The sequence below is a fragment of the Brevundimonas naejangsanensis genome (assembly GCF_003627995.1).
Taxonomy (GTDB): domain Bacteria; phylum Pseudomonadota; class Alphaproteobacteria; order Caulobacterales; family Caulobacteraceae; genus Brevundimonas; species Brevundimonas naejangsanensis_B.
On record NZ_CP032707.1, the window covers coordinates 1,087,586 to 1,103,391 of the forward strand.

Annotated in this window: 15 protein-coding genes; 2 read left to right on the forward strand and 13 right to left on the reverse strand. The window is 70.2% G+C overall.

The annotated features are described in order from the left end of the window. Positions 1 to 48: 48 nt before the first annotated feature. Positions 49 to 603 (forward strand): peroxiredoxin, encoded by a 555-nt coding sequence (locus D8I30_RS05090; protein WP_121481776.1) that lies wholly within the window; start codon positions 49 to 51, stop codon positions 601 to 603. 181 nt (positions 604 to 784) lie between these two features. Then, positions 785 to 1,318, forward strand: coding sequence for a carboxymuconolactone decarboxylase family protein (locus D8I30_RS05095; RefSeq protein ID WP_121481777.1), 534 nt, complete (start codon positions 785 to 787; stop codon positions 1,316 to 1,318). Positions 1,319 to 1,407: 89 nt separating this feature from the next. Here the strand turns inward: D8I30_RS05095 and D8I30_RS05100 are convergent, their stop codons facing one another. From D8I30_RS05100 to D8I30_RS05160, 13 genes are all read right to left on the reverse strand, one after another. Next, a complete protein-coding gene (locus tag D8I30_RS05100; RefSeq protein WP_240387343.1) occupies positions 1,408 to 1,797 on the reverse strand; it encodes a helix-turn-helix domain-containing protein in 390 nt (129 codons plus the stop codon). Between the two features lie 137 nt (positions 1,798 to 1,934). After that, positions 1,935 to 3,524: an apolipoprotein N-acyltransferase gene (gene lnt / locus D8I30_RS05105; RefSeq protein ID WP_121481779.1), complete on the reverse strand. Its 1,590-nt coding sequence runs from the start codon at positions 3,522 to 3,524 to the stop codon at positions 1,935 to 1,937. Beyond that, positions 3,521 to 3,976 carry an rRNA maturation RNase YbeY gene (gene ybeY / locus D8I30_RS05110; RefSeq protein ID WP_121481780.1) on the reverse strand — a complete coding sequence of 152 codons (456 nt, stop codon included), beginning with the start codon at positions 3,974 to 3,976 and terminating at the stop codon, positions 3,521 to 3,523. Before ybeY ends, lnt begins: the two co-directional genes overlap by 4 nt. After that, positions 3,973 to 4,983 (reverse strand): PhoH family protein, encoded by a 1,011-nt coding sequence (locus D8I30_RS05115; protein ID WP_121481781.1) that lies wholly within the window; start codon positions 4,981 to 4,983, stop codon positions 3,973 to 3,975. The genes ybeY and D8I30_RS05115 overlap by 4 nt, the downstream gene beginning before the upstream one ends. A gap of 156 nt (positions 4,984 to 5,139) precedes the next feature. Next, positions 5,140 to 6,543 carry a tRNA (N6-isopentenyl adenosine(37)-C2)-methylthiotransferase MiaB gene (gene miaB / locus D8I30_RS05120; RefSeq protein ID WP_121481782.1) on the reverse strand — a complete coding sequence of 468 codons (1,404 nt, stop codon included), beginning with the start codon at positions 6,541 to 6,543 and terminating at the stop codon, positions 5,140 to 5,142. 64 nt (positions 6,544 to 6,607) lie between these two features. Then, a complete protein-coding gene (locus tag D8I30_RS05125) occupies positions 6,608 to 7,078 on the reverse strand; it encodes a Fur family transcriptional regulator (protein ID WP_025976463.1) in 471 nt (156 codons plus the stop codon). A 36-nt stretch (positions 7,079 to 7,114) separates the two neighbouring features. Continuing rightward, positions 7,115 to 7,549, reverse strand: a complete 435-nt coding sequence (gene rimI / locus D8I30_RS05130; protein WP_121481783.1) for a ribosomal protein S18-alanine N-acetyltransferase — start codon at positions 7,547 to 7,549, stop codon at positions 7,115 to 7,117. After that, positions 7,546 to 8,253: a tRNA (adenosine(37)-N6)-threonylcarbamoyltransferase complex dimerization subunit type 1 TsaB gene (gene tsaB, locus D8I30_RS05135; RefSeq protein ID WP_121481784.1), complete on the reverse strand. Its 708-nt coding sequence runs from the start codon at positions 8,251 to 8,253 to the stop codon at positions 7,546 to 7,548. The genes rimI and tsaB overlap by 4 nt, the downstream gene beginning before the upstream one ends. A gap of 61 nt (positions 8,254 to 8,314) precedes the next feature. Further along, positions 8,315 to 8,683 (reverse strand): helix-turn-helix domain-containing protein, encoded by a 369-nt coding sequence (locus D8I30_RS05140; RefSeq protein WP_121483401.1) that lies wholly within the window; start codon positions 8,681 to 8,683, stop codon positions 8,315 to 8,317. A 61-nt stretch (positions 8,684 to 8,744) separates the two neighbouring features. Next, positions 8,745 to 9,335: a helix-turn-helix transcriptional regulator gene (locus tag D8I30_RS05145; RefSeq protein WP_240387344.1), complete on the reverse strand. Its 591-nt coding sequence runs from the start codon at positions 9,333 to 9,335 to the stop codon at positions 8,745 to 8,747. Between the two features lie 98 nt (positions 9,336 to 9,433). Then, positions 9,434 to 9,991, reverse strand: coding sequence for a NifU family protein (locus tag D8I30_RS05150; RefSeq protein WP_121481785.1), 558 nt, complete (start codon positions 9,989 to 9,991; stop codon positions 9,434 to 9,436). Positions 9,992 to 10,105: 114 nt separating this feature from the next. Beyond that, a complete protein-coding gene (locus D8I30_RS05155) occupies positions 10,106 to 10,573 on the reverse strand; it encodes a universal stress protein (protein ID WP_121481786.1) in 468 nt (155 codons plus the stop codon). A 208-nt stretch (positions 10,574 to 10,781) separates the two neighbouring features. Next, entirely contained in the window at positions 10,782 to 15,644 is a 4,863-nt protein-coding gene (locus D8I30_RS05160; RefSeq protein ID WP_121481787.1) for an NAD-glutamate dehydrogenase, read from the reverse strand. Between the last annotated feature and the right edge of the window lie 162 nt (positions 15,645 to 15,806).

The following is a 15,806-nucleotide window of genomic DNA, read 5'->3' on the forward strand; positions in this document are numbered from 1 at the left end:
CCCCCGGCGAGCCGACGGTCAATATCATTCGTCTCTAGGAGAAGCGCGATGCTCGGCGTCGGTCAAAAACTGCCTGATTTCAAAATTATCGGCGTGAAGCCGGGCTTCAACAGCCACGAAGAAAACGGCGAGTCGGCGTTCGAGCCGATCACCCAGGACAGCTTCGAGGGCAAGTGGAAGGTCATCTTCTTCTACCCGAAGGACTTCACCTTCGTCTGCCCGACCGAAATCGCCGCCTTCGCCAAGCTGAACAAGGACTTCGAGGACCGCGACACCGTCGTGCTCGGCGGCTCGACCGACAATGAGTTCACCAAGCTGGCCTGGCGCCGCGACCACGCCGACCTGAACAAGCTGCCGATGTGGCAGTTCGCCGACAACGGCGGCAAGCTGGCCCGCGCCCTGGGCGTGCTGGACGAAGAAGAAGGCGTGGCCCTGCGCGCGACCTTCGTCGTCGATCCGCACAACGTCGTCCAGCACGTCTACGTCACCAACCTGAACGTGGGCCGCTCGCCGGAGGACACCCTGCGCGTCGTCGATGCCCTGCAGACCGACGAGCTGTGCGCCTGCAACCGCCCGGTCGGCGGCGAGACCCTGGCCGCCTGATTACAGATCCAGGCCAGGCCCGGACCGCGTGAGTAGGGTCCGGGCCGCTGCTCGAAAGGGCGGCGGCGGGCGACTGTCGCCGCCTTTTCTCTGCCTGACGCTTCCCCCGGGCGGCGGTCGGGCGCCCCGAGGTCGGCGCGCCGAGCGCGCGACGCCTCTCACCCCCTCAAGGAGAGTTTCCATGTCCATCGACACCCTGCGCGACCTGATCCCGGCCTACGGCAAGGACATCTCGCTGAACCTGTCCTCGCTCGCCAACGAGACCGTGCTGAACGACCAGCAGAAGTGGGGCTGCTTCCTGGCCTCGGCCCACGCCATCGGCGTCGCCCCCGTGGTCAAGGCCATCGAGGCCCAGGCCGCGACCATCCTGTCGCCCGAGGCGATGACCGCCGCCAAGGCCGCCGCCGCCATCATGGGCATGAACAACATCTACTACCGGTCGCTGCACCTGATGAAGAACCAGGAGTACACGACCCTGCCGGCCAAGCTGCGCATGAACGTCATCGCCAATCCGGGCGTCGAGAAGCTGGACTTCGAACTGTGGTCGACGGCCGTCTCGGCCATCAACGGCTGCGGCGCCTGCATCGACGCCCACGAGGGCGAACTGCGCAAGCACGGCACGCCCAATGTCCAGATCCAGGCCGCCCTGCGCATCGGCGCCGTGGTCCACGCCGTCAGCCGCATCATCGCCTCGGAGACCGCGCTGGCGGCCTGAAGGCATCGACCTTGAGACGAGGAAAAGGCGCGGAGCGATCCGCGCCTTTTTGCTTCCTGCTCGTTGCCTTCGCTCTTGAGCGGCCCGGCTCAGTCAGCGCCGTCGTCTTCGCCCTGGGCGGTCAGTTCGCGCATCAGGTCCAACACCAGCTTCTGCTGGCGCGAGGACAGGCGCGGGGCCAGGCGGCCGATCTCGATCGTCTGGCGGGTGGCGGGAAAATCATGCTCGAAGGGCTGGGCCTGCAGCTCGGCCATGCCCGGCTGGGGCGCGGCGACCAGCCCCTCGAAGAAATAGCCGATGTCGACGCGAAAGAAGCGGGCGATGTCCCAAAGCTTGGACGCCGAGATGCGGTTGGCGCCCTTCTCGTACTTCTGCACCTGCTGAAAGGTGACCCCCAGCGCCCGGCCCAGTTCGGTCTGGTTGAACCCCAGGGCGATGCGCTTCTCGCACACCCGGCGCCCGACATGACGGTCCACCATATGGGGCCCCTCCGCCCCGAAATCTCCGACCATAATCCACCCTCGTCCCGTTCACTGTCCGACATGCCGCCCCCCCGCGGTTCATGTCATGTGAATTCGTGTCACAGGGGCGCCTGTAGGGGAGGGCGCCCGACTGATCAACGGCCAAGCTTGGCTTTTCCGGCGCGACGCCGTCCGGCGATGAGCATCAGGGTCAGGGCGACGGCGAACGGCAGGTCGCCCCAGCGCCCGTAAGGCGTCGGCTCCGCCGCCTGCGGCAGGCGCACGTCGATGACCCCGGCGTGACCGGGATCCAGCCGCTTGCCCTCGACGATGCGGCCCCAGGGATCGATCATGGCCGAGACGCCCGTCGGCGTCGCCCGCGCCATCGGCAGGCCGGTTTCGATGGCGCGATAGCTGGCCAGGTTGAGGTGCTGGCGCGGCCCGGACGTCGCCCCGAACCAGGCGTCGTTGGAGACATTGACGATCCAGGCCGGTCGAGAGGCCGCCGTCGCCGGAGTGAAACCGGGATAGAGGCTTTCGTAACAGATCAGCGGCTGGGCCGGGGGGGCGTTGACCAGGCTGATCGGCGCCGGCGCCGGTCCGGCGCTGAAATCCGCCGGAACGTGCACCAGGCTGCGCACCCCGATCTTGCCCATCAGATCGCCCATCGGGAGGTATTCGCCAAAGGGCACCAGCCGGTGCTTGTCATAGACGGCGCCGATGCGCAGGCCCGCCGCCCCCTCGTCGTGCAGGGCGAACAGGCTGTTGTAGTAGCGCGCGCCCGTCTCGGCGCTCGGATCGGGCTCGCCCCGGCTCAGGCCCGCCAACAGGGTCTGTCCGGTCTGCAAGGCGGCCGCCACGGCCTGGGCGTCGCGCGTCGCGAACAGGTCGTTGGCCGTGGTCGGCAGGGCGCCTTCGGGCCAGATCACCACGTCGGGCAAGGCCGCGCCCGGCTGGGCGGTCAGCTCAAGATAGCGGCCCAGAATGGCGTGGTAGGCCTCGGGGCTCCACTTGTAGTCCTGAGGGATGTCGGCCTGGACGATGCGGACCAGGGTCGGGGTCTCGCTGATCCGCGCCGAGGCCAGCCGCACGGCGCCGAAAGCGAACAGGCCGACGAGGGCCAGCACGCCCAGCCCCGCCGCGATCAGGCGCGGCCGCCGGGCGCCGGGGTCGGCCAGGGGAGCGAAGGCGGCGGCGGCCGCCACGGTGACCAGGCCCAGCCCATAGACCCCGACGACCGAGGCGAACTGCGACATGGCCGAGCCCGCCGTCCAGCCTGCCCCTGCCGGGTTCCACGGAAAGCCGGTCAGCACATGGCCGCGCGTCCACTCCAGCAGGGCGAACAGGGCCGCGAACAGCAGGACCCGGCGCACGCCGACCGGCGCGAAGCGGCGATAAAGGGCCGTCGCGGCGCCCCAGAACAGGCCCATGCCGGCGGGCAGCAGGCTGGCCGCGAAGGGGGCCATCCAGGCCTGGGCCGGGTTGACCAGAAAGGCTTCAGCCACCCACCAGCAGCCGATGAAGAAATAGGCGAAGCCGGCCAGCCAGCCGACCCAGAACGCCCCCTTGAGGCTGGCCGAGCGATCGGACAGCAGCAGCAGCAAGGGATAGCCCAGGAGACCGGGCAGGAGGTGGAACGGCGGATGGACCAGGGCCGCTCCCGCCCCGGCGGCGAGCGCCAGGCTAACGCGGCCCCAACGATACGACAGAAGCCCCTTGTAGCGGGCGGCCAGCGCCCCGCTCATGCGGCGCCCTCATGTTCGGCCGCATAGGGGTCGGCGACGCCGAGTTCGGCGAGGATCTCGCGCTCCTCGGCCTCCATCTCCTCGGCCTCGGCGTCGTCCTCGTGGTCGCGGCCCAGCAGGTGCAGCACGCCGTGGACGACCAGGTGGCTCAGATGGTCGGACAGGGTCTTGCCCTGGGCCTGCGCTTCCGCCGCGCAATAGGCGTGGCCCAGCACCACGTCGCCCAGGTGCGGAAAGGCGCTCTCGGCCGCCGGAAACGACAGGACGTTCGTCGGCCGATCCTTGTCGCGGAAGCGGGCGTTCAGATCCTGCACCGCCGCGTCGTCGGCCAGGAGCACCACCACGTCGCCCTCGACCGCGCCCAGGGCCGCCGCGGCCGCGCGCTCTGCGACCGCCGCCGCCTCGGGCAGGGCCTGGGTCCAGGCCTCGCTCTCGATCTCGACCTCGATCATCCGGCGTCCTCCTCAAGGTCGGGGAAGGGGCGGCTGCGCGCCGCGTCGGCGTCATAGGCGCGCACGATGCGCTCGACCATGGCGTGGCGCACCACGTCCTCGGACTTGAACTGCTGCACGCCGACGCCCTGCACGTCCTTGAGGATGCGCAGGGCGTGGGCCAGGCCGGAATCGCGCGGGTTCAGCAGGTCGACCTGCGACGGATCGCCCGTCACCACCATGCGCGCCCCCTCGCCCAGGCGGGTCAGCACCATCTTCATCTGCATCCGCGAAGTGTTCTGCGCCTCGTCGACGATGATGAAGGCGTGGCTCAGGGTGCGGCCGCGCATGAAGGCGATGGGGGCGGCCTCGATCTCGCCCTTCTCGCGGCGGCGGCGCACATCGTCGACGCCCAGGATGTCGTTCAGCGACTCCCAGATCGGGGCCAGATAGGGATCGACCTTCTCGTTCAGGTCGCCCGGCAGGAAGCCCAGCTTCTCGCCCGCCTCGACCGCCGGGCGGGTGATGACCAACCGGTCCACCTGCCCCCGCTTCAGCAGGGAGGCGCCGTAGGCTGCGGCGAGGAAGGTCTTGCCCGTGCCCGCCGGACCGACGCCGAAGGTCAGGTCGCAACGGCCCAGCATCTCCAGATAGCGGGCCTGGGAGGCGGTCTTGGGCGCGATGGCGCCGCGACGGCCGACCGGCAGGGCGGCGCCCTCGGGCACGCTGCGGCCCGTGCTGCGGCCCGCCGGTTCCGGACGCGGCTGGGTCACGGCGGCGCCGAGCGCGGTGCGCACGTCGGCCTCGGTGATCTCGGCCCCCGCCTCGGCCCGGTTGGCCAGGGCCTCGATGACCCGGCGCGCCTGGGCGCGGTCGCGGGTCGAGCCGTTGATCGACACCCCGCCGCCCGGCGTCTCGACCAGCACCTTGAAGGCGTCCTCGATCAGGGCCAGGTGGCGGCTCTGCGGCCCGATGACGGCGCGCAGGGCCGCATCGCTGAGGGACAGGAACTCGGACTCTCGCGCCATGAAGGCTCCTTGTTGAACCCCTGTCGCCTCGCGCGCGACGCGAGGCTGCTTGAGGGGCCTTCTTAAGTGTTCCTATCGCCTTGCGCGCGGCGCAAGGCTGCTTGAGGAACGGTAACGTCAGGGCCTCTCACGACGCGCGCGTTTGAGAGAAACCCGTCAGGTCGTCGGGATCAGGCGGCCAGTCAGGCTGTTCTGCTGGCCGCTGAGGATCTCGACCGGAACGATCCGGCCGATCAGTTGATCCGCGTCGTCGACGTGGACCGATTGCAGATAGGGCGAGCGGCCGATGGCCTGGGCGCCGTGGCGGCCCTTCTTCTCGAACAGCACCGGCAGGACGCGCCCGGCCAGCGATTGGTTGAAGGCGACCTGCTGCTCGGTCAGCAGGGTCTGAAGGGCGTGCAATCGCTCCTTGGCCACGGCGTCCGGGACCTGGGCCGCCATGGTCGCGGCGGGCGTGCCGGGGCGCGGCGAGTACATGAAGGAGAAGGCGCTGGCGTAGTTGACCCGCCGCACCAGATTCATGGTGTCCTCGAAATCGCGATCCGTCTCGCCGGGGAAGCCGACGATGAAGTCGCCCGACAGCGCCATGTCCGGCCGGGCCTCGCGGATGCGGTCGATCAGGTCGAAATATTTCTGACGCCCGTGCTTGCGGTTCATCAGGCGCAGGATGCGGTCCGAGCCCGCCTGCACCGGCAGGTGCAGATAGGGCATCAGGGCGTCCAGTTCGCCGTGCGCCGCGATCAGGTCGTCCGACATGTCATTCGGGTGGCTGGTGGTATAGCGGACGCGCTCGATGCCGGGGATCTCGGCCAGGGCGTAGGCCAGTTTCGCCAGCGTGAAAGGTTTACCGTCCGGGCCTTCGCCGTCATAGGCGTTGACGTTCTGGCCCAGCAGGGTGACTTCGCGCACGCCCCGGTCGGCCAGGGCGCGGGCCTCGTCCAGCACCGCCGCGACCGGCCGCGACCACTCGGCGCCGCGCGTATAGGGCACGACGCAGAAGGTGCAGAACTTGTCGCAGCCTTCCTGCACCGTCAGGAAGGCGGTGACGCCCTCGGTCCCGCGCGTCGCGGGCAGGGCGTCGAACTTCTCATTGGGGGCGAAGTCGGCGCCGATGCGCTCGCCGCGCGCCCGCGCCGTGCGGGTCAGCAGCTCCGGCAGCTGGTGATAGGCCTGGGGCCCGACCACCAGATCGACCGCCGGCTGGCGCTTCATGATCTCCTCGCCCTCGGCCTGGGCGACGCAGCCTGCCACGGCGATGGTCATGGCCCCTGCGCCCGCCGCCGCCTTCTCCTCCTTCATCTGCCGCAGCTTGCCGAGCTCGGAATAGACCTTCTCGGCCGCCTTCTCGCGGATGTGGCAGGTGTTCAGGATCACGAAGTCGGCGCCTTCGGGCGTATCCGTCGGCGCATAGCCCAGAGGCCGCAGCACGTCGGCCATGCGTTCCGAGTCATAGACGTTCATCTGGCACCCGTAGGTCTTGATGAACAGGCGCTTGGGCGCGGCCCCGCCTTCCGGCGCGCCGCCGTCCTCCAGGACGGGCGTTTGGAGCGTATCGGTCATGCCCGGCTTATGATCGCCGAAACCGGCGACGGCAAGCGGCGACCCCGGTCAGGCTCAGGCGGGATCAGTCTTCGACCTCGTCGCGCGGGCGGCGCTTGTAGATCAGGCCCTCGCGCTCGACCGGCTCGGCGCCGGGGATGACGTGGCCGTAGAGCTCCAGCTTGTGACCGACCAGCTCATAGCCCAGCTTGCGCGCGATCTCGGTCTTCAACCGTTCGATCTCGGCGTCGAAGAACTCGATGACCTCGCCGGTCTTGGTGTCGATCAGGTGGTCGTGGTGGTCGTCGCCAGCCTCTTCGTAGCGGCTGCGGCCGTCGCCGAAGTCGTGCTTCTCGACCACGCCCGCCTCTTCGAACAGGCGCACAGTGCGATAGACGGTGGCGATGGAGATGTGCGGGTCGATCGCCGAGGCGCGGCGATACAGTTCTTCCACATCGGGGTGGTCTTCGGCGTTCGACAGGACGCGGGCGATCACCCGACGTTGCTCGGTCATGCGCATGCCGCGCTCGGCGCAGAGTTTTTCGATCCGGTCCATGCGGCGAAGATAGGCCGGACCGTCGCCTTATGGAAGCTATCGAGGAAAGTTCAGGACCAGCGTCAGCGCGTCCTCGCGGCGACCGTCCGTATGCGAATAATAGCCGCGCCTGCGGCCCATCTCGACGAACCCGCAGCGGGCGTAAAGCGCGCGGGCGGCGGCGTTGCCTTCAGCCACCTCCAGGAACATCCGTTCGGCCCCCAGGGCGGCGGCGCGCACCACAGCCGCCTCGACCAGACGCCGGCCCAGGCCCGCCCGGCGCGACGACGGCCGCACGGCCAGGGTCAGGATCTCGGCCTCGTCGGCCACGACGCGGATCAGAATGAAGCCGTCCGCCTCGGCCACGGCGAACACGCCCGGCGAGGCCAGAAGCTCGGCCAGCGCCGCCGCGTCCCACGGCGCCGCGAACGCCTCGGCGTGGATCGCCGCCAGGCGAGCCGGGTCGGCGGGCGGGAAGAGCGGATCGCTCACGCGGCGGGCTGGCGCGGCTGGCCCGGCAGGCGGCTGGGCGGGGTGGCGTCGGGCGCGCGCAGATAAAGGGGCTGGGGCGGCGCCGTCGCCGGATCGGCGGCCAGGGCCAGGGCGGCGATCGCCTCGACCGCCGGGGCGGGCAGGGGATGCAGGATCGCATCCGCCAGCTCGGGGAAGGCCTCGGCCAGGACGGCGGCGCCGCTGCCGACCAGGGTGGGCGCGGCCTCGCCCGCCTCGGCCCGGATGCGGTCGCGCGCCGTCTCCCGCGGCAGGGCCTCGGCCTGGCCCAGGGGCGCGCCGTCGCGGAACAGGCGCGCATAGACCTGGCCCCTTCGGGCGTCGATCACGGCGGCGACCAGTCCATCCGCCGGGACCGAGGCGGCCAGGGCGTCCAGGGTCGAGATCCCGACCACGGGCCGGTCCAGCGCCGCCCCCAGGCCCAGGGCGAAGGCCAGGCCGACGCGCAGGCCGGTGAAGGAGCCCGGCCCCACCGTCACCCCGATGCGTTCGATCCCGTCGAAGCCGCCCGCCTCGGCCGCCGCGTCGCGCGCCAGGCCGCCCAGCCGCTCCTGATGCCCCTTGGCCATGACCTCGACGCGCACGCCCAAGGGCTGGGGCGGGGCAGGGGGCAGGGCGCCCGGCTCGCCCGCGAACACCCCGGCGGCGCAGGCGCCCAGCGCCGTGTCGATGACCATGATCTTCATGGCCCTGTCCCTAATGCGAAATCGGCGCGGATGCGACCGCTTCCAGCGTCGGATCGGCGGCTCAGGCCCCCGCCATGGCCTGGGCGACGCGGGTCAGGGCGCGTCGCGCCCCGGCGTCGGCGATGCGGGCGAAGGCTTCGGCCAGGCCGCGGCCCTCGGCGCTGGTCAGGACGGGATGCACCAGGTCGACCTCGGCCGCGCTGCTCGGCCGCGCCGGAAAGAAGTCGGCCACTGAACAGCCCAGGGCGGTCGCCGCCTGATGCAGGCGCGAGGCCGACACCCGGTTCGCGCCGGTCTCATACTTCTGAACCTGCTGGAAGCTGATCCCCAGCTCCCGCGCCAGGGCCGTCTGGGACAGGCCCAGAGCCGAGCGCCGGGCGGCGATGCGCAGGCCGACGGCCTGGTCGATGTGACAACTGCGACGCGACATGGAGCCCTCCATTTGCAACCGCAGCGTTTCACGCCGTCGCATCAATTGCAACTATTTTGTTTCATTCCTCGTCAAGGCGCGCAGTGATCGCCGACACGGACCGCACCTGGGCGCGCGGAATCCGCTCGCTCCGGTCCAGGCCGCCCGCGCCGCCGACCACCACCTCGACGTCGTCGGCATGGTCGTAGAGACGGACGCGAAAGGCGCCGTCGTCCAGCTGGATCACGCAGCCCTGGCCGCGCCGGGGCCAGCGTCCGACGACATATTCCAGCACCGTGCCGGCGGCGGCCCAGGGGGCCAGCTCGTCGGTCTCCAGCCGCAGCCGCCGCGTCAGGCGCGGCGCAGCCGCGAAGGCGCGGCCGCGCGCGGAAACGTCTTTGACGGCAAGGGGTTCGGACGACGCCGGCGGCGCGCCCGGCGTGTGCAGGGCCAGGGCCTCGGGCGTGGCGTCCAGGGCGCCGGTCAGGCGGCGCTGGACGTCGGGACGAAAGAGGCCCGGGCGCCTGCCGGCCTCATAGAGGCCCCAGCCCTGGCTCGTCATGCCGATCCTTTGACCGGCCTCGGCCTGGCTCAGGCCGCGCTCGCGGCGCAAGGCGGCCAGGGCCTCGCCCAGGGCCCGCGCTTGGGAGATGTCGTCCGACGAACCGCTCATGGCCGCATCATGCCCGAGGGCGAACCGCGATACGAGCGTTTCATGTGAAACAACGCGTCTCTCCTCCCCATGAAATGGGGAGGAGAGGGGCGCCGCCCTCAGACGACCTGTTCGACGCTGGTCACTTCGGGGATGTAGTGGCGCATCATCTGCTCGACCCCGGCCTTGAGCGTGGCCGAGGAGGAGGGGCAGCCCGAACAGGCGCCGCGCATGCGCAGGCGCAGCACCCCGGTCGCCTCGTCGAAATGGTCGAACAGGATGTCGCCGCCGTCCTGGGCCACGGCCGGGCGGATGCGGCTGTCGAGCAGGCCCTTGATCTCGGCGACAATCTCCGTGTCCTCGGCAGCGTCGTCCGACGCCGTCTCGCCGGCCCGCACCAGGGGGGCGCCCGAGACGAAATGATCCATGATGACCGACAGGATCGGGGCCTTCATCTCGCCCCAGCCCGGCCCGTCGGGCGCGCGCGTCACCGAGACGTAGTCGGCGCCGAAGAAGACGCCCTCGACCCCTTCCAGCTCGAACAGAGCCTCGGCCAGGGGCGAGGCGGCGGCCGCGTCGATAGAGCGGTATTCCAGCGCTCCCTGCGGCGCGACCTCGCGACCGGGCAGAAACTTCAGGGCGTTGGGGTTGGGCGTGGCTTCGGTCTGAATGAACATGGGGCTGAGATGCGCCCTGCAGCGCGCCGGTTCAAGGGGGCGTTCCGCCTCAAGGCTCGCGCTCAATCGACGCTCAGCAGCAAGCCGCCGCGCGGCCAGCGGTAGAGCCCAAAATCAAGCCAGGTCTTGAATTTCCGCCTCGGTCAGTTCGCCGGGCACGACGGTCACGGGCAGTTTGCGGCCCGCGAAGGCGCCGCCCTGCTTGATGACGGCCGAAACCAGGGGGCCGGGGCCGCGCGAGCCGATCCCGGCGGCCAGGATCAGAATCTTGATGTCGGGGTCGGCCGCCACGGCCTTGCGGATCGCATCCTGGGGGTCGCCCTCCTCTATCAGATAGACGGGCGGCGCGCCCGAGGTCTCGGCGACCCTCTCGCCCAGCCGCGTCAGCAGCGCCTCGGCCTCCTCACGCTGCTGGCGGCGGATTTCATCGCGGACGCCGGACCAGTGCTCGTCCGATCCGCCGGGCAGGGCGCGCAGCAGCACCACATGGCCTCCGGTCGAGCGCGCCCGGCGCGAGGCGTAGGCCAGGGCGGCGCCCAGCTCGGGACTGTCGTCGACGACGACAAGGAACTTCCTGGGCATGGGCCCTCCGGTTCACTGAACAGCGGGCGCCACCTAAACCGACCCCGCCTCAAACGCCAAGGCCCGCCCGCCTCGTCGAATGACGAAACGGACGGGCCCTGATTTTACCAAAGCCGCCAATAGCACTCCAGAAAAGCGCTCAAGCAGCGAGCCGCCGCGCGGCGAGCGTTAGCGCGTGACGCCGGGCGGCAGCCCGGCGTCACCTCACTTAGGAAGCCGAAGCCAGCACCTCGCGGATGGCGCCGTTGGCGATGGTCAGCTTGGCGAAGGTCCAGCCGGAGCCCGAGGTCTCGATCTCGTCGACCGAGCCGCGCAGGGCCTCCACCTGATCCATGCGGGCGCCGATCCAGGCGTCGACCGCCTGTTCCGCGCTGTCCTGGCCGGCCCCGGCCGCCTGGGCCGAGGCCTTGGCCACGGCGCGGGTCAGCTGCTGCTGCTCGGTCATCAGGTCCTGGATCAGGCGACGCACCGCCAGGCGATCGAAGTGATCAGCCGAGGGCACCGAGCCGGCCGCCACGCGCAAGCGGTCGAAGTCGAAGGCGGCGCCGACCTGGTGATAGACGCGGGCCATGGCCGGGGCGTCCCAGCCCAGCTCGTTCGCCAGGTCGCCGATGTCGGCCGTGGCCACCATCGGACGCAGCATGGCGATGTCGCGGGCCAGCTCTTCGGGCGCGCCCAGGCCGATGAAGGTCTGGACCCGGTCTTCGTAGCGAGCGTGCTCATAACGCGACAGCACCGCGGGGCCCGCCGCGCGCAGGGCGTCGGCGGCCGGCTGGTAGGCGGCGATCATGCCGCCGACCGTCGTCTCGGTGCGGGCCGCGCGGCGCGCGAGCCAGAAGGTCTGGCGGCGCAGGACCAGGGCGATCTCCTGATACAGGGCCGTCTGAGCCTCGGCCGGGATCTTCAGGTCCAGGGCCTCGACCGCCTTCCAGGCCTCATCGAGGCGGAAGACGTGACGCGCGGTCTCGAAGGCCGTGACCATGGCGGCGGTGTCGCACTCCGCCGCCGCGCGCAGGCGGTCGGGGAAGGTCGGCCCGGCCATGTTGACGATCTCGTTCGACAGGACGGTGGCGATGATGTCGCGACGCAGGCGGTGACCCTTCATGTCCTCTTCGAACTGGGCCAGCGGGGTCGGGAAGTAGTCGACCAGCATCCGCTCGAAGAAGGCGTCGTCCGGCGCCGCCGAGGCGACGATCTCGTCGAACAGCTCCAGCTTGGAATAGGCGGTCAGGACCGCCAACTCCGGCCGGGTCAGGGCCTGGCCCTGCAGCTTCATCTCGGCCATGCGCGCGTCGTCGGGCAGGTATTCGACCGCCCGGTTCAGCTTACCGATCGAGACCAGGTGCTGCATGAAGGCCTGCTGGGCGTCGAGCGCGTCGGCGCCCTCGGCCTGTTGCAGGGTCAGGGCCAGGGTCTGGTCGTAGTTGTGACGCAGGACGTTGTGCGCCACTTCGTCGGTCATCGACTTCAGCAGGGCGTTGCGGTCTTCGGCCTTCAGGTGGCCCGAGGCGATGGCGCCGCCCAGCAGGATCTTGATGTTCACCTCCTGGTCGGAGGAGTCCACGCCGGCCGAGTTGTCGATGGCGTCGGTGTTCAGACGCACGCCCGCGCGCGCCGCCTCGATGCGGCCCAGCTGGGTCATGCCCAGGTTGGCGCCTTCGCCGATGATCTGGGCGCGGATGTCGCCGCCGTTGACGCGAATGGCGTCGTTGGCCTTGTCGCCGACCTGCAGGTTGGTCTCGCCCGAACCCTTGATGTAGGTGCCGATGCCGCCGAAGTAGAGCAGTTCGGCGCGGGCCTTGAGGATGGCCTGCATCAGGGTGACCGGATCGACCGTGTCCGCCTCGATATCCAGCAGGTCCTTGATCTGCGGGGTCAGGGTGATCGACTTGGCCGAGCGCGAGAAGACGCCGCCGCCTTCCGAGATCAGGGTCTTGTCATAGTCCTGCCAGCTGGTGCGCGGGGTCTCGAACAGACGCTTGCGCTCTTCCCACGACGTGGCCGGATCCGGGTTCGGATCGATGAAGATGTCGCGGTGATCGAAGGCCGCCACCACCTTGGTCGCCTTGGACAGCAGCATGCCGTTGCCGAAGACGTCGCCGGACATGTCGCCCACACCGACCACGGTGAAGGGCTCGGTCTGGATATCCTTGCCGACTTCGCGGAAGTGGCGCTTGACCGCCTCCCAGGCGCCGCGCGCGGTGATGCCCATTTCCTTGTGGTCGTAACCGGCCGAACCACCGCTCGCGAAAGCGTCGTCCAGCCAGAAGCCGTAGGACTGGCTCACGCTGTTGGCGATGTCCGAGAAGGTCGCCGTGCCCTTGTCGGCGGCCACGACCAGATAGGGGTCGTCGCCTTCCCAGGCCACGACATTGGCCGGGCGCACCGGGGCGGCGTCGCCGACGATGTTGTCGGTGATGTCCAGCATGCCGGACAGGAAGGTCTTGTAGGCGCGGATGGCCTCGGCCTGCATTTCCTCGCGCGTGCCGCCGACCGGCAGCTGCTTGGGATAGAAGCCGCCCTTGGAGCCGACCGGGACGATGACCGAGTTCTTGACCTGCTGGGCCTTCACCAGGCCCAGGACCTCGGTGCGGAAGTCGTCGCGACGATCCGACCAGCGCAGGCCGCCGCGCGCCACCGGACCGAAGCGCAGGTGCGAACCCTCGATGTGCGGCGCCCAGACGAAGATCTCGCGGAACGGCTTGGGCAGGGGCAGGTCGGCCAGCTCCTGACCGGCGATCTTGATGGAGATGTGCGCCTTCGGATGACGCTCGGCGTCGAGCTGATAGAAGTTGGTGCGCTTGATCCCGTCGATCAGGGCCGCGATCCGGCGCAGGGCGCGGTCGTGATCCAGGCTCTTCACGTCCTGCAGCAGGGTCTCGATCTTGGCGTCGAGTTCGGCGACCGAAGCCTCGCGCTCGGCGACCGAACCGCCGTGGGCCGGATCGAACTTGGCCTTGAACAGCGACAGGATGGCGCGGGCCACGTCGGGATATTCGCGCAGGGCCGCTTCCTGCACCGCCTGCGACGGGTCCAGTCCGGTCTGCTGACGATAGCGGGCCAGGGTGCGGATCAGGGCCGCCTCGCGCCAGTCGACGCCCAGCTCCAGCACCAGACGGTTGAAGCCGTCGCTCTCGGTGCGGCCGTTCCACACGGCCTTGAAGGCCTCTTCGAACGGCGTCTTGAGGTCGGCGAACACCAGGTCGGCGCCGTGCGGGTCTTCCAGCAGGAAGTCGTGCACGAAGATCGGCTCCTGGCCGACGGCGCGGATCACATGGTCGGACTCTTCGAGGGTCTTCAGCCCCATGTCGGCCAGGATCGGCAGGACGTCGGACAGCGGCACGGCCGAGCCGCGACGATACAGTTTGAAGCGGAACTGCAGGTTGGTCTCGTCGGCGGTGCGGAAGGCGCGCACCGCTACAGGCTCGGCGTGGACGCCATCGGCGGCCGCGCCGTCGTTGAGACGGTCGAACTGCTCCAGATCGGCCACGGCCTCGGCGGCGTCATAGCGGTCGCGGTAGCCGACGCCGTAGCCCTCGGCCCAGCGGGCGCTGGTCGGGCCGACGGCGGCCTCGTCCACCCCGGCCTGGCGCAGGGCGCGCTCGAAGCGGTCGATCCAGCTGCGGCCGGCCTCGGCCACCTCGGTCTCGAGCGCCTTCAGGTCCGGCGTCGGATGCTCGCCCGGCGTCACGCCCAGGATGTAGTGGACGCGCGTCAGCGGCTGGTCCGACATCTGCGGGTAGGAGGCCGACACCCGGCCGCCCCAGGCCTTGGCCAGGATGGCGCCGATGCGCTGGCGCAGACTGGCGTCGTAGCGCTCGCGCGGCACAAAGCACAGCACCGAGACGAACCGGTCGAACGGGTCGCGGCGCGTGAACAGCCGGATGCGCGGGCGATCATACAGATGCAGGATGCCCAGCGCCGTCTCCAGCAGTTCGTCCTCGGTGATCTGGAAGAGTTCATCGCGCGGATAGTTCTCGAGGATGGTGCGCAGCCGCTTGTGGTTGTGGCTGCCCGGCGCCTTGTCGGCGCGCGCCAGGGCGTTCTCCACCTTGCGGCGGATCAGCGGCACCTCATGGGCCATGACGTCATAGGCTTCATGGGTGAACAGGCCGACGAAGCGGGTCTCACCCACGGCGCGGCCCTGGGCGTCGAACCGCTTGACCCCGACGTAGTCCATATAGGCGCGGCGGTGCACGCGAGAGCGCATGTTGCCCTTGGCCACGGTGACCGGCTCGCTCTCGTTCAGCTGGGCCTGCATGGCCGGCGTCAGCACGGCGGGCTCATTGGCGCGGCGCAGGACGCGGCGCTCGGGGTCGCTGAGGACGCCCAGGCCGTCGGTGGACTGGCTCAGCGGCGCCTCGGCCTCATAGGCCCCGTCCGCGCCGCGCGGATAGTCGTACTGGCGCGCGCCCAGGAAGACGAAGTGGTCGTCCTTGACCCAGCGCAGGAAGGCCAGGTTCTCGGCCAGCACCTCGGCGGCCACGCCGACCGGCGGATGGGCCTCCAGGCGGGCGATCTCGGCGCCCATGGCCTCCAGCATGGCGGCGTGGTCGCGCACGGCGGCGCGCACGTCGGCCAGGGCCGCGGCCAGACCCTCGCCCAGGGCGTCGCGGCGCTCCTGCGGCAGGGGATCGATGACGACGATGATCAGGGAGTCGCGGCGCCCCGCCTCGACCTCGACGATCGGGTGGAACAGGGCGCGCACGGTGACGCCCGCCTCGGCCAGTTCGCCCAGGACGCTGTCGACCAGGAAGGGGCCGTCGTCCTGCAGGATCAGGACCTGATCATAGCCGGTGTTGACGCCGGCGGCGTCGACCAGGGGGCCGACGGTGATGCGGGCGGGCTCGCCCGCCTTGCGGGCCTGGGCGCCGCGCCAGGCGCCGGCCAGCAGGACCGCCAGGTCCTCGCCGCCCAGCTCGGGTGTCTCGTCGGCGGCGTAATCGTCGAAGGCCTGGGCCAGAAGGGCCTTTTCCGCCGCGCCCGGCGGCGCCGCAATCCGCGCATAGGCCGCTTCCAGCGCCCCCAGATCGGCTGGAACGGCGGGAACGATGCGCGGAGCGGCGGACATGACTGAAGTCTCGAACGGCACGGCTTGGAAAGCCGCAGGGGAAAACGGCCGCACCTTAGCGCGGTTGGCGGGGCTGGCTAGGCCGCTCGAAGGCCGAAACGCTCGGAATTTCAGTGTGCAGCGCACCATGTTGCGCCCGAGGCCCACCAGGAGGCGGGTTAT

Excerpts from the sequence above, each read along its gene's own strand:
- D8I30_RS05090 (WP_121481776.1), top strand. The coding sequence starts at position 49 with ATGCTCGGCGTCGGTCAAAAACTGCCTGATTTCAAAATTATCGGCGTG.
- D8I30_RS05095 (WP_121481777.1), top strand. The coding sequence starts at position 785 with ATGTCCATCGACACCCTGCGCGACCTGATCCCGGCCTACGGCAAGGAC.
- D8I30_RS05100 (WP_240387343.1), bottom strand. The coding sequence starts at position 1,797 with ATGGTGGACCGTCATGTCGGGCGCCGGGTGTGCGAGAAGCGCATCGCC.
- lnt (WP_121481779.1), bottom strand. The coding sequence starts at position 3,524 with ATGAGCGGGGCGCTGGCCGCCCGCTACAAGGGGCTTCTGTCGTATCGT.
- ybeY (WP_121481780.1), bottom strand. The coding sequence starts at position 3,976 with ATGATCGAGGTCGAGATCGAGAGCGAGGCCTGGACCCAGGCCCTGCCC.
- D8I30_RS05115 (WP_121481781.1), bottom strand. The coding sequence starts at position 4,983 with ATGGCGCGAGAGTCCGAGTTCCTGTCCCTCAGCGATGCGGCCCTGCGC.
- miaB (WP_121481782.1), bottom strand. The coding sequence starts at position 6,543 with ATGACCGATACGCTCCAAACGCCCGTCCTGGAGGACGGCGGCGCGCCG.
- D8I30_RS05125 (WP_025976463.1), bottom strand. The coding sequence starts at position 7,078 with ATGGACCGGATCGAAAAACTCTGCGCCGAGCGCGGCATGCGCATGACC.
- tsaB (WP_121481784.1), bottom strand. The coding sequence starts at position 8,253 with ATGAAGATCATGGTCATCGACACGGCGCTGGGCGCCTGCGCCGCCGGG.
- D8I30_RS05140 (WP_121483401.1), bottom strand. The coding sequence starts at position 8,683 with ATGTCGCGTCGCAGTTGTCACATCGACCAGGCCGTCGGCCTGCGCATC.
- D8I30_RS05145 (WP_240387344.1), bottom strand. The coding sequence starts at position 9,335 with ATGAGCGGTTCGTCGGACGACATCTCCCAAGCGCGGGCCCTGGGCGAG.
- D8I30_RS05150 (WP_121481785.1), bottom strand. The coding sequence starts at position 9,991 with ATGTTCATTCAGACCGAAGCCACGCCCAACCCCAACGCCCTGAAGTTT.
- D8I30_RS05155 (WP_121481786.1), bottom strand. The coding sequence starts at position 10,573 with ATGCCCAGGAAGTTCCTTGTCGTCGTCGACGACAGTCCCGAGCTGGGC.
- D8I30_RS05160 (WP_121481787.1), bottom strand. The coding sequence starts at position 15,644 with ATGTCCGCCGCTCCGCGCATCGTTCCCGCCGTTCCAGCCGATCTGGGG.